The organism is Ottowia pentelensis (genome assembly GCF_964341695.1).
This window is the reverse complement of sequence record NZ_OZ224513.1, coordinates 679434-693412: the sequence shown is the minus strand read 5'-3', so window position 1 is coordinate 693412 and position 13979 is coordinate 679434. Positions and strand designations below refer to the sequence as shown.

Here is a 13979-nt window from a genome sequence, read left to right as displayed (position 1 = left end):
GATGGCCCGCATCAAAACCCCTGTGGCTGCGCCTGCGGCGCGGTGTTTGCGGGGTGGCGCGTGCACCGCAGGATGCACGCGCTTCGTGGTCTGACTCGCGGGGGTTGTCTGAGCGGAGAGAACGCAGTGAACGCAGCGAGTTCCACCGCGCACCCCACAAGCGCCGTGGCGCAGGTCTGCCCCGTAGCAACGCGAAGGGGTCGCAGACTTGGGGTCGCCTTTTCTTTGCCTACTTTCTTTTGGCGACGCAAAAGAAAGTAGGTGCGCCGCCGGGCGCACATCCCGGCCAGCCGACGCCTGCAGCGTCAGCAACGAAGCAAACACCACTGACTCATCCAACGCCCAAAGCCCCTCACCCCAGCCCTCTCCCCAAAGGGGCGAGGGAGCAAGTCGTTTGCTCAGTTCTGCCGCCAAGGCAACCCGGCCTTGCGCCAGCCGCCCAGCTGCCCGCGGTGGGCCTGCTCGTTCAAGTCCCCCTCGAAGCCGCCCAGGATGTTGTAGGCCACCAGGCCCAGCTCGGTCGCGCGGCGCGCGGCGGCAATCGAGCGCACGCCGCTGCGGCACAGCATGGCCAACGGCTGGCCGTGCTGGGCGGCGGCGCGCACCTGGGCGTCGAAGTCGGCGTTCAGGGCCATGCCGGGCCACTGCTTCCAGGCCACAGGCTGCGCGCCGGGGACGAAGCCCACCCATTCGCGCTCGGCGTCGGTGCGCACGTCGACCAGCACGGCGCGGCCGGCCTGCATCCAGGCCAGCGCGGTCTGCGGCGTGACGTCGCCTGCATAGCCGGGGGCCGGCCGCACGGTGTCGTCGGGCGGTGGCGCGCCGCCGGCGTCCTGGCGCAGGCCCGAGTGCTGGTTGGCCGGCACGGCCTCGTCGATGCGGCGCGGACGCGGCAGGTGCAGCTCGGCCATCAGGGCGATGAACTGTTCGCGCGTCTTGCCCGCCAGGCGCGGGTTGCTGGCCTTCTCGGCGCCGATGGTGGACTGCGAGCGCCCGTGGTAGTCGTGCGCCGGCCAGACGACGGTGGTGTCGGGCAGGGTGAACAGCTTGTGCGTGATGCTGTCGTACAGCTTGCCCGCATCGCCGGACTGGAAATCGGCCCGTCCGCAGCCCTGGATCAGCAGCGTGTCGCCGCTGAACAGCAGCGCCGGCTCGGGCTGGCGGCGCGGCGCCCACACGAAGCACACGCTGCCGGCGGTGTGGCCGGGGGTGTGCAGCACGCGCAGGGTCTCGGCGCCGAAGTCCAGCGTGTCGCCGTCTTGCAGTTGCACGGCGGCCGTGCCCACGTCGCAGCCGGCCGGCGCGGCCATGCGCGCGCCGGTCAGCTCGGCCAGCCTGGCGGCGCTGGTGATGTGGTCGGCGTGGGCGTGGGTTTCCACCGTCCACTTCAAGGTCAGGCCGTGCCGCTGCAACTCGGCCAGGTCGCGCTCGAGCTGCTCGTCCACCGGGTCGATGATCAGCGCCTCGCGCGTGCCCTCGTCGAACAGCAGGTAGGTGTAGGTGCTGGAGGCGGGGTCGAACAGTTGGGTCGGGGTCATGCGCGCAGTTTAGAGCGGCGCGAGAACGGGCGCAGCCTGCGCCCGCCCACCGCAAGCGCATCTCGGCAATGGCGTCCGCGCCGGGGCGAGCGGCTGCGATCAGGCCGCCAAGCGTGGCGACGAAGACCTTGCCGAGCGCCGCCCGCCGCCTGCGGCCCGCGCCGTTATCCTGTACAAACTGCACGAGCGGGCGCCGAGCCGCTTGCGGGGGCTGGCCTTTGGCGGGCCGAATCCGCATAATGTGACGTTTACGTAAACGTCAATTCAGAACGGGAGCCGAACGCATGGCGAAGAAGAACGCTTCCAGGGACAGGGAACGCTGGCAGGTGCCGGTGGGCGGCAAGGGCTTCGCGCTGAAGGATCGCGACCCGGGCGACAAGCCGTTTTCGAGTGGCGACAAGGAGGCCGACAAACGGCGCGTGGCCGAGCTGTCGACCGAGATCGACGCCCTGCAGGACATCTTCTGGGCCGAACGCCGCCTTGGACTGCTGGTGCTGCTGCAGGGCACCGACACCGCCGGCAAGGACGGCACCATCCGCGCCGTGTTCAAGGAGACCAGCCCGCTGGGCGTGCGCACCCAGGGCTGGAAAGCACCGACCGAGCTGGAACGCAGCCACGACTACCTGTGGCGCATCCACGCCATGATGCCGGCCGCCGGCGAGTTCATGATCCACAACCGCAGCCACTACGAGGACGTGCTGGTACCGGTGGTCAATGGCTGGATCGACGGCAAGACCACCCGCCAGCGCTACCGCCAGATCAACGACTTCGAGCGCATGCTGAGCGAGAACGGCACCGTGATCATGAAGTTCATGCTGCACATCAGCAAGGACAAGCAACGCGAGCGCCTGCAGGAACGCGTCGACGACCCGACCAAGCACTGGAAGTTCAGCCTGGACGACCTGGAGGTGCGCAAGCAGTGGCCGGACTACCAGCGCGCGTATCAAGACCTGCTGCGCGCCACCTCCACCGAATGGGCGCCCTGGACCGTGGTGCCGGCCGACAGCAAGACGCACCGCAACCTGATGATCGCCACCCTGGTACGCGACCGGCTGCAGTCGCTCAAACTGCGCTACCCGCCGGACGATCCAAGGCTGAAAGGGCTTGTCGTGCAATGACAGTCAGCGCAAGTTGCTATTAAAACCATAGGAAACCACCCATGACCGAACTGTCCGCCGACTACAAAGCCCTGGCCGAGTACCGCCCCAGGAACAAGGTGCGCTTCGTCACCGCCGCCTCGCTGTTCGACGGCCACGACGCGGCCATCAACATCATGCGCCGCATCATCCAGGGCATGGGCGCCGAGGTGATCCACCTGGGCCACAACCGCAGCGTGGACGAGATCGTCACCGCCGCGCTGCAGGAGGACGTGCAGGGCATCGCCGTCAGCAGCTACCAGGGCGGGCACGTCGAATACTTCAAGTACATGATCGACCTGCTGAAGCAGCGCGGCGGCGAGCAGATCCAAGTCTATGGCGGCGGTGGCGGCGTGATCGTGCCGGCCGAGATCCGCGAGCTGCAGGACTACGGCGTGGCCCACATCTTCAGCCCCGAGGACGGCCAGCGCATGGGCCTCAAGGGCATGATCGGCGAGATGGTGATGCGCTGCGACAAGGATTTGTCGGGCCACGCGCCGAAAAAGATCGACGCCATCCAGGGCCCCGGCGAGGCCGCTTGGCGCGCGCTGGCGCAGCTCATCACCGCGCTCGAGAACGGCCATGCCGACGCCGCCCTGCTCAAGGCCGTGCAGGCCGCCGCCGCCAAGAGCAAGGCGCCCGTGCTGGGCATCACCGGCACCGGCGGCGCCGGCAAGTCCAGCCTGACCGACGAGCTGATCCGCCGCCTGCGGCTGGACCAGGACGACGCCCTGCGCGTGGCCCTGATCTCCATCGACCCCAGCCGGCGCAAGTCGGGCGGCGCGCTGCTGGGCGACCGCATTCGCATGAACGCCATCGGCCCCTGGAGCAGCGGGCAGCGGGTGTTCATGCGCAGCCTGGCCACGCGCGAGGCGGGCGGCGAGGTCACGCCCGCCCTGCCCGCCATCATTGCCGCCTGCAAGGCCGCCGGGTTCGACCTGGTGATTGTCGAGACACCCGGCATCGGCCAGGGCGACGCCGCCATCGTGCCGCTGGTCGACGTGCCGATGTACGTGATGACGCCCGAGTACGGCGCCGCCAGCCAGCTCGAAAAAATCGACATGCTGGACTTCGCCGAGTTCGTGGCCATCAACAAGTTCGACCGCAAGGGCGCCATGGATGCGCTGCGCGACGTGTCCAAGCAGATGCAGCGCAACCGCGAGGCTTTCGGCAAGAAGCCGCAGGACATGCCGGTGTTCGGCACCCAGGCCTCGCACTTCAACGACGACGGCGTGACGGCGCTGTACCAGGCGCTCAAGCCCCGCCTGGCGGCGCTGGGCCTGCCGGTGAAGGAAGGCCGGCTGGCGCCCGTCCACACCCGCCACAGCACCAGCCAGACCCCCATCGTGCCGGGGCCACGGGTGCGCTACCTGGCCGAGATCGGCGAGACCGTGCGCGGCTACAAGCAGCGCGTGCAGGCCCAGGCCCGCTTGGCGCGCGAGGTGCAGCAGCTGCACGCTTCGGCGCGCATGCTGAGCGAGGACGACCCCAAGAAGAGCGGCGCGCGCGATACGGTGCAAAAGCTGGCCGAGGCCCGCGCCGAACGCCAGGACGCCGACGCGCGCAAGCTGCTGGCGCAGTGGCCCACCATGCAACAGGCCTACGCCGGCGACGAGTACGTGGTGAAGATCCGCGACAAGGAAATCCGCACCCAGCTGACGCACAAGTCGCTGTCGGGCACCACCATCCGCAAGGTGGTGCTGCCCACGTTTGAAGACCACGGCGAAATCCTCAAGTGGCTGATGCTGGACAACGTGCCCGGCAGCTACCCCTACACCGCCGGCACCTTCGCCTTCAAGCGCGAGGGCGAAGACCCGACGCGCATGTTTGCCGGCGAGGGCGACGCCTTTCGCACCAACCGCCGCTTCAAGCTGGTGAGCGAAGGCATGCCGGCCAAGCGCCTCTCAACAGCCTTCGACTCGGTCACCCTGTACGGCGCCAACCCCGACCCGCGGCCCGACATCTACGGCAAGGTCGGCAACTCGGGCGTGTCGATCGCCACGCTGGACGACATCAAGGTGCTGTACGACGGCTTCGATCTGTGCAGCCCGACGACCAGCGTCAGCATGACCATCAACGGCCCGGCGCCCACCATCCTGGCCATGTTCATGAACGCGGCCATCGACCAGAACCTGGCCAAGTTCAAGCAGGACAATGGCCGCGAGCCGACCGACACCGAGGCCGCCAAGATCCGCGAATGGGTGCTGGCCAACGTGCGCGGCACGGTGCAGGCCGACATCCTGAAGGAAGACCAGGGGCAGAACACCTGCATCTTCTCGACCGAGTTCAGCCTGAAGGTGATGGGCGACATTGCCGAATACTTCGTGCACCACAACGTGCGCAACTTCTACTCGGTCAGCATCAGCGGCTATCACATTGCCGAGGCCGGCGCCAACCCGATCAGCCAGCTGGCCTTCACGCTGTCCAACGGCTTCACGCTGGTCGAGGCGTATCTCGCGCGCGGCATGCACATCGACGACTTCGCGCCCAACCTGAGCTTCTTCTTCAGCAACGGCATGGACCCCGAGTACACCGTGATGGGCCGCGTGGCACGACGCATCTGGGCCGTGGCCATGAAGGAAAAATACGGCGCCAACGAGCGCAGCCAGAAGCTGAAGTACCACATCCAGACCAGCGGCCGCAGCCTGCACGCGCAGGAGATCGCCTTCAACGACATCCGCACCACGCTGCAGGCGCTGATCGCCATCTACGACAACTGCAACAGCCTGCACACCAACGCCTACGACGAGGCCATCACCACGCCGACCGAGGAATCGGTGCGCCGCGCCATGGCCATCCAGCTGATCATCAACCGCGAATGGGGCCTGGCCAAGAACGAGAACCCCAACCAGGGCGCCTTCATCATCGAGCAGCTGACCGAGCTGGTCGAAGAGGCCGTGCTGTCCGAATTCGAGCGCATCAGCGAGCGCGGCGGCGTGCTGGGCGCGATGGAGACCGGCTACCAGCGCGGCATGATCCAGGAAGAAAGCCTGTACTACGAGCAGCTGAAAAACTCGGGCGAGCTGCCCATCATCGGCGTCAACACCTTCCGCAACCCGCACGGCGACCCGGTGCCCGAGCACATCGAGCTGGCGCGCTCGACCGAGGAAGAAAAGCAGAGCCAGCTGACGCGCCTGCAGGATTTCCACCAGCGCCATGCGGCCGAGTCGCCGGCCATGCTGGCGCGCCTGCAGCAGGCCGTGATCGACAACGCCAACGTGTTCGAGGTGCTGATGGACGCCGTGCGCGTGTGCTCGCTGGGGCAGATCACCAATGCCCTGTTCGAGGTGGGGGGACAGTACCGGCGCAGCATGTGAGGCCGCGCGGAAGTAGAGTCCGCCCAAGACCACAACAGGAGACCCGTCATGACCGCCATCACCGCCGACGCCATCGCCTTTCGCGCCGCCCGCGACCACCTGCTGACCCACCGCGGCGACCCCGCCAAGGTGGGCGCGAGCTTTCGCTGGCCACGTCTGACGCAATTCAACTGGGCGCTCGACCACTTCGACCGCCTGGCGCGCGAGGACGGTGACGCGCCGGCGCTGTGGATCGTCAATGAAGGCGCGGGCGAGCAGAAGATCAGCTACGCGCGCATGGCGGCGCGCTCCAACCAGGTGGCCAACTGGCTGCGCGGGCTGGGCGTGCGGCGCGGCGATCGCATGCTGCTGATGCTGGGCAACGAGGTGGCGCTGTGGGAGACCATGCTGGCCGCCTTCAAGCTGGGCGCGGTGGTCATCCCGGCCTCGGCCCTGCTGACCCCGGCCGACCTGCGCGACCGCATCGAGCGCGGCCACGTGCGCCACGTGGTGGCCGGCGAGGCGCATGCGCCCAAGTTCGAATCGGTGGCGGGCGACTACACCCGCATCGTGGTGGGTGCCGCGCAGCCGGGCTGGACGGCGTTCGACGCCAGCCGCGCCGGCAGCGACGCCTTCACGCCCGACGGCCCCACGCAGGCCACCGACCCGCTGCTGCTGTACTTCACCTCGGGCACCACGTCCAAGCCCAAGCTGGTGCTGCACACGCACCAGAGCTACCCGGTGGGGCATCTGTCCACCATGTTCTGGATCGGCCTGAAGCCGGGCGACATCCACATGAACATCTCCTCGCCCGGCTGGGCCAAGCACGCCTGGAGCTGCTTTTTCGCGCCCTGGAACGCGGGCGCCTGCATCTTCATGCACAACGTGGCGCGCTTTGCCGCGCCCAGCCTGCTGGAGACCATGGCGCGCTGCCAGGTCAACACGCTGTGCGCGCCGCCCACCGTGTGGCGCATGCTGATCCAGGAAGACCTGGCCGCCTGGCGCGGCAAGCTGGCCCTGCGCGAGGTGATCGGCGCCGGCGAGCCGCTCAACCCCGAGATCATCGAGCAGGTCAAGACCAGTTGGGGCCTGACCCTGCGCGACGGCTACGGCCAGACCGAAACCACCGCCATCATCGGCAACGCGCCCGGCCTGCCGGTCAAGCCCGGATCGATGGGCCTGCCGATGCCCGGCTACCGCATCGCGCTGCTCGATGCCGAGGGCCGCGAGGCCGACGAGGGCGAGGTCTGCCTCAAGCTCGACGACGTGCCGGGCGAGGCGCCCGGCGGCCACCCCGGCACCGGCCGCCCGCTGGGCCTGATGGCCGGCTACGAGGACAGCCCCGAGCGCACCGCCGAGGTGATGCACGGCGGCTACTACCGCACCGGCGACGTGGCGCAGCGCGATGCGCAGGGCTACTACACCTTCGTCGGCCGCGCCGACGACGTGTTCAAGGCCAGCGACTACCGCATCAGCCCGTTCGAGCTGGAAAGCGCGCTGATCGAGCACGCGGCGGTGGTCGAGGTGGCCGTGGTGCCCAGCCCCGACCCGGTGCGCCTGGCGGTGCCCAAGGCCTTCATCATCCTCACGCAGGGCAGCGCCGCCGACCGGACGATGGCGCTCGACGTGCTGGCCTTCGCGCGCCAGGCGCTGGCGCCCTACAAGCGCGTGCGCCGCATCGAGTTCGTCACCGAATTGCCCAAGACCATCTCGGGCAAGATTCGGCGCGTCGAGCTGCGCCAGCTCGAGATCAGCCGGCGCGAGCGCGGCACCCGGGACGCGGGCGAGTACTTCGAGGAAGACTTTCCCGACCTCAAGAGCTGAACCTCGCTCGGCATCGGCATTGACCCGTGGCGGCCCGGGGTGCCGCCACGTTCGGTGACAACTTCGTGCCCGCTGCGCGCCCGCTTGCCGCTAGCATGGCTTTTTTGTCGCGAGGAGAGAGCGATGGCAAAGCCCACCCCCAAGCTGCTGCTGGCCGGTCTGGCCCTGGCCGTCCTGGCCGCCTGCAGCACCCCCACGGCCACCGCGCCGCAGACAGCGGCGGCCACCCCGCCGACACCCGTCGCCGCCGCTGGCGCTGCCGCCGCGCCCACCTCCGCCGCGCAGGCCGCGGCGGCCGCCTACGACTTCGACATGGACGTGTTCCACCCGGTGGTGGGGCACAAGGGCATGGTCGCCACCGAGCAGGAGCTGGCCTCCCACATCGGCCTGAACGTGCTCAAGTCCGGCGGCAACGCGGTGGATGCGGCGGTGGCGATCGGCTTTGCGCTGGCCGTGGCCCTGCCCAACGCCGGCAACGTGGGCGGCGGCGGGTTCATGATGGTGTATGACGCCAAGTCGGCAAAAACCGTGGCGCTCGATTTTCGTGAGGTGGCGCCCGCCGCCGCCGGCCGCGACATGTACCTGGACGCCAGTGGCAAGGTGATCGACGGCAAGTCGCTCTACACTCACTATGCCGTGGGCGTGCCCGGCACCGTGGCCGGCATGACGCATGCGCTGCAACGCTGGGGCACGCAGCCGCTCGCCCGCTTGCTGGCGCCCAGCATCCAACTGGCCGAAAAGGGCTACCCCGTGAGCGAAACCCTGGCCAAGGTGCTCCAGCAAGAGACCAAGAACATGGGCAAGTGGGACGCCACCAAGGCCATCTTCTGGAAAAACGGCGCGCCTCTGAAGGCCGGCGACCGGCTGGTGCAGAAAGACCTGGGCCACTCGCTGCGCCTGATCGCCCGGCAGGGCGCCAAGGCCTTTTATGAAGGCGAGATCGCCCACAAGATCGCCGCCGACATGGCCAGGAACGGCAACCCCATGAGCCTGGCCGACCTGAAAAACTACAAGGTGGTCGAGCGCGAGCCGGTGCGCGGCAGCTACCGCGGCTACGAGATCGTCACCATGCCGCCGCCCTCCTCCGGCGGCGCGCACCTGGTGCAAATCCTCAACATCATGGAGCGCTGGCCCATCAAGGACTGGGGCCTGAACAGCGCCAACACCGTGCACCACATGGCCGAGGCCATGAAGCTGGCCTATGCCGACCGCGCCGAATACCTGGGCGACCCGGGCTTCGTCAAGATTCCGCTCAAGGGGCTGACCAGCAAGAAATACGCCGACGAACTGGCCAGGCAGATCAACCCCGACAAGGCGCGCAGCGCCAAGGACATCCGCGCCGGCAAGCCCCAGCCGTACGAGAGCGACCAGACCACGCACTACTCGGTGGTGGACAAGGCCGGCAACATGGTGGCCGTCACCTACACGCTCAACACCAACTTCGGCAGCGGCATCGTGGCGCCGGGCACCGGCATCATGCTCAACAACGAGATGGACGACTTCTCGGCCAAGCCCGGCGTGCCCAACGCCTACGGCGTGATCGGCGGCGACGCCAACGCCGTGCAGGCCGGCAAGCGTCCGCTGTCTTCGATGACGCCCACCTTCGTGCTGAAGGACGGCAAGCCCTGGCTGGTCACCGGCAGTCCGGGCGGGCCGCGCATCATCACCACCGTGCTGGAGCAGATCGTCAATGGCATCGACTTCGGCATGAACCCGGCCGAGGCGGCCTCGCAGCTGCGCTTTCACCACCAGTGGACGCCCGACGAGCTGCGCGTCGAAAAGGGCTTCTCGCCCGACACCATCCGGCTGCTGAAGGACAAGGGACAGAACGTGGTCGTCAAGCCGACCATGGGCCGCACGCAGACCATCCAGATCCACGGCGACACGCTGTGGGGCTACTCCGACCCGCGCAACCCGGACGGGCGCACGCTGGGCTTCTGACCTGGCCTGCTCGCCCCGAGCCCGCCGCCCGGCGGGCTTTTTCTTGCGCCGTTCAAGCCTCCGGTCGCCGCCACAACCAGACGCCCATCGCCAGCAGAAAAAGCGGCACCGCCACGCGCACCCACGGCGCCACCGCGCCCATGAACTGCAGGGCGATGACACTGAGCGTCATCGTCGCCGTGGCCAGCCATTTGGCCTTGCGCGACACCGCTCCGTGCGTGCGCCAGCGCCGCACGGGCGGGCCGAAGCGCGGATGGCGCAGCAACCAGGCCTCGAACGCCGGCCAGCCCTTGCCCGCCGCCCAGGCCGCCAGCAGCAGGAAGGGCACCGTGGGCAGCACCGGCAAGAAAGCGCCGACGACGCCCAGCGCAAACGCCGCCAGCGCCAGCAGCCGCCACAGCGCCATCGTCACGCGCTGGCGGTGGCGTGACTGCCGCGGGACGGGGGCAGCGGTTTCAGGCATAGAATCAGGTGTTAGCGCCCGTCAATCAAGCGCGAGCAGCTATCAAATCAGGATTAATCGGGTGCCTCATCATCTTAGCCGCCAGCGCCGATCCCGCCTTGACCCGTGTCATGAAAACGCCGCGATCCGCGTGGACAATGGGGCATGGAATCACGCCCCCCCTTCATCGCCCCCACCGCCTTTCACAACGCCAACGCCGCGCTGGCGCGCGTGCAGGACATCTACCAGGCCGGCCTGGCGCATCTGCGCGCGCAACTGCAATCCTTCATGGCACTGGCCCAGCCGCCCGCCAACGCGCTGCCGCACGTGCGCGCCTGCTACCCCTTCGTGCGCCTGCGCACCACGCACAGCACGCACCCCGACACGCGCCTGGCCTACGGCTTCGTGGCGCACGCGGGGCATTACGAAACCACGCTCACGCGGCCCGACCTGTTTGCCGACTACTACCTGGAGCAGTTCGGCCTGCTGCTGGCCAGCCACGACGCACCGCTGGAAGTGGGCATCAGCAACCAGCCCATTCCCCTGCCCTTCAGCTTTGCCGACGGCGAGTACTTCGACGGCGGCCTGGCGCCCTGGCAGCGCGCCATGCTGGGCGAGGTGTTCGACCTGCCCGACCTGATGGCCATGGACGACCGCATCGCCAACGGCACGCAGCTGCCGCGCGCCGGCGAGCCGCTGCCGCTGGCGCTGTTCACCGCGCCGCGCGTGGACTATTCGCTGCAGCGCCTGCGCCACTACAGCGGCACCGCGCCCGAGCACTTCCAGAACTTCGTGCTGTTCACCAACTACCAGTTCTACATCGACGAGTTCATCGCCCTGGGCGAGGCCGAGATGAAAAGGGCCGACAGCCCCTACAGTGCCTTCGTGCAGCCGGGCAATGTGCTCACGCGGCGCGTGGGCAGCGCCGCGCAGGCGGGCGACGAACGCGGCGCCGCGCCCGAGCGGCTGCCGCAAATGCCTGCGTACCACCTGATGCGGGGCGACCGCAGCGGCATCAGCATGGTCAACATCGGCGTCGGCCCCAGCAACGCCAAGAACATCACCGACCACGTGGCCGTGCTGCGCCCGCACGCCTGGATCATGCTGGGCCACTGCGCCGGCCTGCGCAACCGCCAGCAGCTGGGCGACTACGTGCTGGCGCACGGCTATGTGCGCGAGGACCACGTGCTGGACGAGGAGCTGCCGCTGTGGATCCCCGTGCCCGCGCTGGCCGAGGTGCAGATCGCGCTGCAGGAGGCGGTGGCCGAAATCACCCAGCTGCAGGGCGCCGAGCTCAAGCGCATCCTGCGCACCGGCACCGTGGCGACGACGGACAACCGCAACTGGGAACTGCTGGGCGCAGGCGCGCCGCAGCAGCGCTTTTCGCAGTCGCGCGCCGTGGCGCTGGACATGGAAAGCGCCACCATCGCCGCCAACGGCTTTCGCTTTCGCGTGCCCTACGGCACCCTGCTGTGCGTGAGCGACAAGCCCCTGCACGGCGAAATCAAGCTGCCCGGCATGGCCAACCACTTCTACCGCGAGCGCGTCAACCAGCATTTGAAAATCGGCATCCGCGCGCTGGAGCGCCTGAGCGAGAACGGGCTGGACCGGCTGCACAGCCGCAAGCTGAGGAGTTTTGCGGAGGTGGCGTTTCAGTAACGCGGCTCGAACTTGCGAATCGCCGCCTTCGCCGCCGCATCCAGCGCAAAACCCTGGCCATGCGCGGCCACCAACTCGGCACAGCGCGCCTCGAAGGCTGCGATGCCCTGGCCATAGATGAACTGCATGGCGCCGCCCGTCCAGGCCGGAAAGCCGATGCCGAAGATGCTGCCGACGTTGGCGTCGTGCACGCTGGTCAGGACGCCCTCGGCCAGGCAGCGCGCGGTTTCGACGGATTGACGGTACAGCAGGCGATCCTGGATGTCCTTGACGTTCCAGGCCGCGCCGGGCTTCTCGAACAGCTTCTTCAGTTCGGGCCACAGCTGCTTCTTGGCGCCTTGCGGATAGTCGTAGAAGCCGCCGCCGGCCGCGCGGCCGTTGCGCTTCAGCTCTTTCACCATGCGCTCGACCAGCAGCTCGCCGGGCGTGGCTTCGAACACCTTGCCCTCGGCCTGGTAGTCGGCCCGCGTCTGGTCGAGCACATGCACCGACAGACTGAGCGCGGTTTCGTCCAGCACCGCCAGCGGCCCCACCGGCAGGCCGGCCTGCACCGCCGCGTTCTCGATCACGGCGGCGGGGATGCCCTCGCCCAGCATGGCCGCGCCTTCCATCACGTAGGTGCCGAAGGTGCGGCTGGTGTAGAAGCCCCGTGAATCGTTCACCACGATGGGCAGCTTGCCCAGCGCCAGCACGTAGTCGAAGGCGCGCGCCACCGTTTCATCGTCGGTCTGCTGGCCGCGGATGATCTCGACCAGCTTCATCTTGTCGACCGGGCTGAAGAAGTGGATGCCGACGAACTTGGCCGGTGCCTTGCTGGCCTGCGCCAGGCCGCTGATGGGCAGGGTGCTGGTGTTGCTGGCGAAGAAGCCGCCGGCGGCCAGCATGGGTTCGGCCTCCTGCGTGACCTTGGCTTTCAGCTCGCGCTGCTCGAACACGGCTTCGATGATGAGCTCGCAGCCCTGCAAATCCGCCGCGCTGGCGGTGGGCGTGATGCGGCCCAGCAGCGCCTGCTGGTCGACCGGGCTCATGCGGCCCTTGTCCACGCGCTTTTGCGTCAACCGGGCGCTGTAGCCCTTGCCCTGCTCGGCCTTCTCGCTGGATACGTCCTTCAGCACGGTGGCGATGCCGCGGCTGGCCTGGGCGTAGGCAATACCCGCGCCCATCATGCCGGCGCCCAGGATGCCGACCTTGGCGGGCTTGAAGCGCGGCACGTCCTTGGGGCGCGACTGGCCGCTCTTGATGGCGTTGAGGTTGAAGAAGAAGGTGTTGATCATGTTGCGCGCCACCGGGCCGGCCATCAGGCTGGCGAGGTAGCGGCTTTCGATGCGCGTGGCGGTGTCGTAGTCGACCTGGGCGCCCTCGACCATGGCCGACAGCGCCGCCTCGGGCGCGGGGTAGTTGCCGTGCGTCTTGGCCGTCAGCATGGCGGGCGCGACGACCAGGCCGCCGGCGATCTTGGGGTTGGCCGGCGTGCCGCCCGGAATCTTGTAGGCCTTGTCGTCCCAGGGCTGCTTCGCCTGCGGGTTGGCGGCGATCCAGGCCAGCGCCCGCGCACGCAGTTCGCCATCGCTGGCGACCAGCTCGTGCACCAGGCCCAGTTCGTGCCCCTGGCGCGGGTTGAACAGCTGGCTTTCCATGATGAACGGCTGCGCGCCCATCAGGCCCAGCAGGCGCGTCATCTTGGTGATGCCGGTGGCGCCGGGGATCAGGCCCAGGGTCAGCTCGGGCAGGCCGAACTGGCTCTTGGGGTCGTCGACGGCGACGCGGTGGTGCGCCGCCAGCGCCACCTCCCAGCCGCCGCCCAGGGCGCTGCCGTTCAGGCAGGCCACCACCGGGATGCCCAGCGTCTCCAGCGTGCGAAAGGCGCGCTTGAGGCGCTCGATCTCGGCAAACACGGCGGGCGCATCGGCTTCGGTCAGGCGCATCACGCTCTTCAGGTCGGCACCGGCAAAGAAGGTCTTCTTGGCCGAGGCCAGGATCACGCCCCTGAGCTGGTCCTTCTGGGCGGCGATCTGCTCCACGGCCGCGACGATGTCGTCCTGCCAGGCGGCGCACATGGTGTTGACGGGCGAATTCGGCTCGTCGAAGCTGAGGGTGGCGATGCCGTCGGCCAGTTCGCAACGCAGCGTTTGAAATGTCATGA

8 protein-coding genes and 1 pseudogene are annotated in these 13979 nt (G+C 68.4%); 5 read left to right on the top strand and 4 right to left on the bottom strand.

Translation table 11 applies throughout. The annotated features are described in order from the left end of the window. Nucleotides 1-398 precede the first annotated feature (398 nt). Both ACWHMB_RS03295 and ACWHMB_RS03290 read right to left on the bottom strand, forming a co-directional pair. Nucleotides 399-800, bottom strand: coding sequence for a rhodanese-like domain-containing protein (locus ACWHMB_RS03295; protein WP_377481979.1), 402 nt, complete (start codon nucleotides 798-800; stop codon nucleotides 399-401). A gap of 216 nt (nucleotides 801-1016) precedes the next feature. Continuing rightward, nucleotides 1017-1538: pseudogene (locus tag ACWHMB_RS03290) on the bottom strand (MBL fold metallo-hydrolase); the annotation flags it as partial. A gap of 284 nt (nucleotides 1539-1822) precedes the next feature. Between ACWHMB_RS03290 and ACWHMB_RS03285 the strand changes: the two are divergent. The 4 genes from ACWHMB_RS03285 (at nucleotide 1823) to ggt (ending at nucleotide 9735) form a co-directional block, all read left to right on the top strand. Next, entirely contained in the window at nucleotides 1823-2656 is an 834-nt protein-coding gene (locus ACWHMB_RS03285; protein WP_293222434.1) for a PPK2 family polyphosphate kinase, read from the top strand. A gap of 41 nt (nucleotides 2657-2697) precedes the next feature. Continuing rightward, nucleotides 2698-5991, top strand: coding sequence for a fused isobutyryl-CoA mutase/GTPase IcmF (icmF, locus tag ACWHMB_RS03280; RefSeq protein ID WP_377481530.1), 3294 nt, complete (start codon nucleotides 2698-2700; stop codon nucleotides 5989-5991). Nucleotides 5992-6039: 48 nt separating this feature from the next. Beyond that, nucleotides 6040-7794 (top strand): AMP-binding protein, encoded by a 1755-nt coding sequence (locus ACWHMB_RS03275; RefSeq protein WP_377481533.1) that lies wholly within the window; start codon nucleotides 6040-6042, stop codon nucleotides 7792-7794. Between the two features lie 123 nt (nucleotides 7795-7917). Beyond that, entirely contained in the window at nucleotides 7918-9735 is a 1818-nt protein-coding gene (gene ggt / locus ACWHMB_RS03270; RefSeq protein WP_377481536.1) for a gamma-glutamyltransferase, read from the top strand. Between the two features lie 52 nt (nucleotides 9736-9787). Here the strand turns inward: ggt and ACWHMB_RS03265 are convergent, their stop codons facing one another. Next, nucleotides 9788-10198, bottom strand: coding sequence for a YbaN family protein (locus tag ACWHMB_RS03265; protein WP_377481539.1), 411 nt, complete (start codon nucleotides 10196-10198; stop codon nucleotides 9788-9790). Nucleotides 10199-10342: 144 nt separating this feature from the next. Here ACWHMB_RS03265 and ACWHMB_RS03260 point away from each other — a divergent pair, with 144 nt between their 5' ends. Continuing rightward, a complete protein-coding gene (locus tag ACWHMB_RS03260; protein ID WP_447648433.1) occupies nucleotides 10343-11836 on the top strand; it encodes an AMP nucleosidase in 1494 nt (497 codons plus the stop codon). Here ACWHMB_RS03260 and ACWHMB_RS03255 read toward each other — a convergent pair. Beyond that, nucleotides 11830-13977, bottom strand: coding sequence for a 3-hydroxyacyl-CoA dehydrogenase NAD-binding domain-containing protein (locus ACWHMB_RS03255; protein WP_377481545.1), 2148 nt, complete (start codon nucleotides 13975-13977; stop codon nucleotides 11830-11832). The genes ACWHMB_RS03260 and ACWHMB_RS03255 overlap by 7 nt on opposite strands. Nucleotides 13978-13979: the final 2 nt, after the last annotated feature.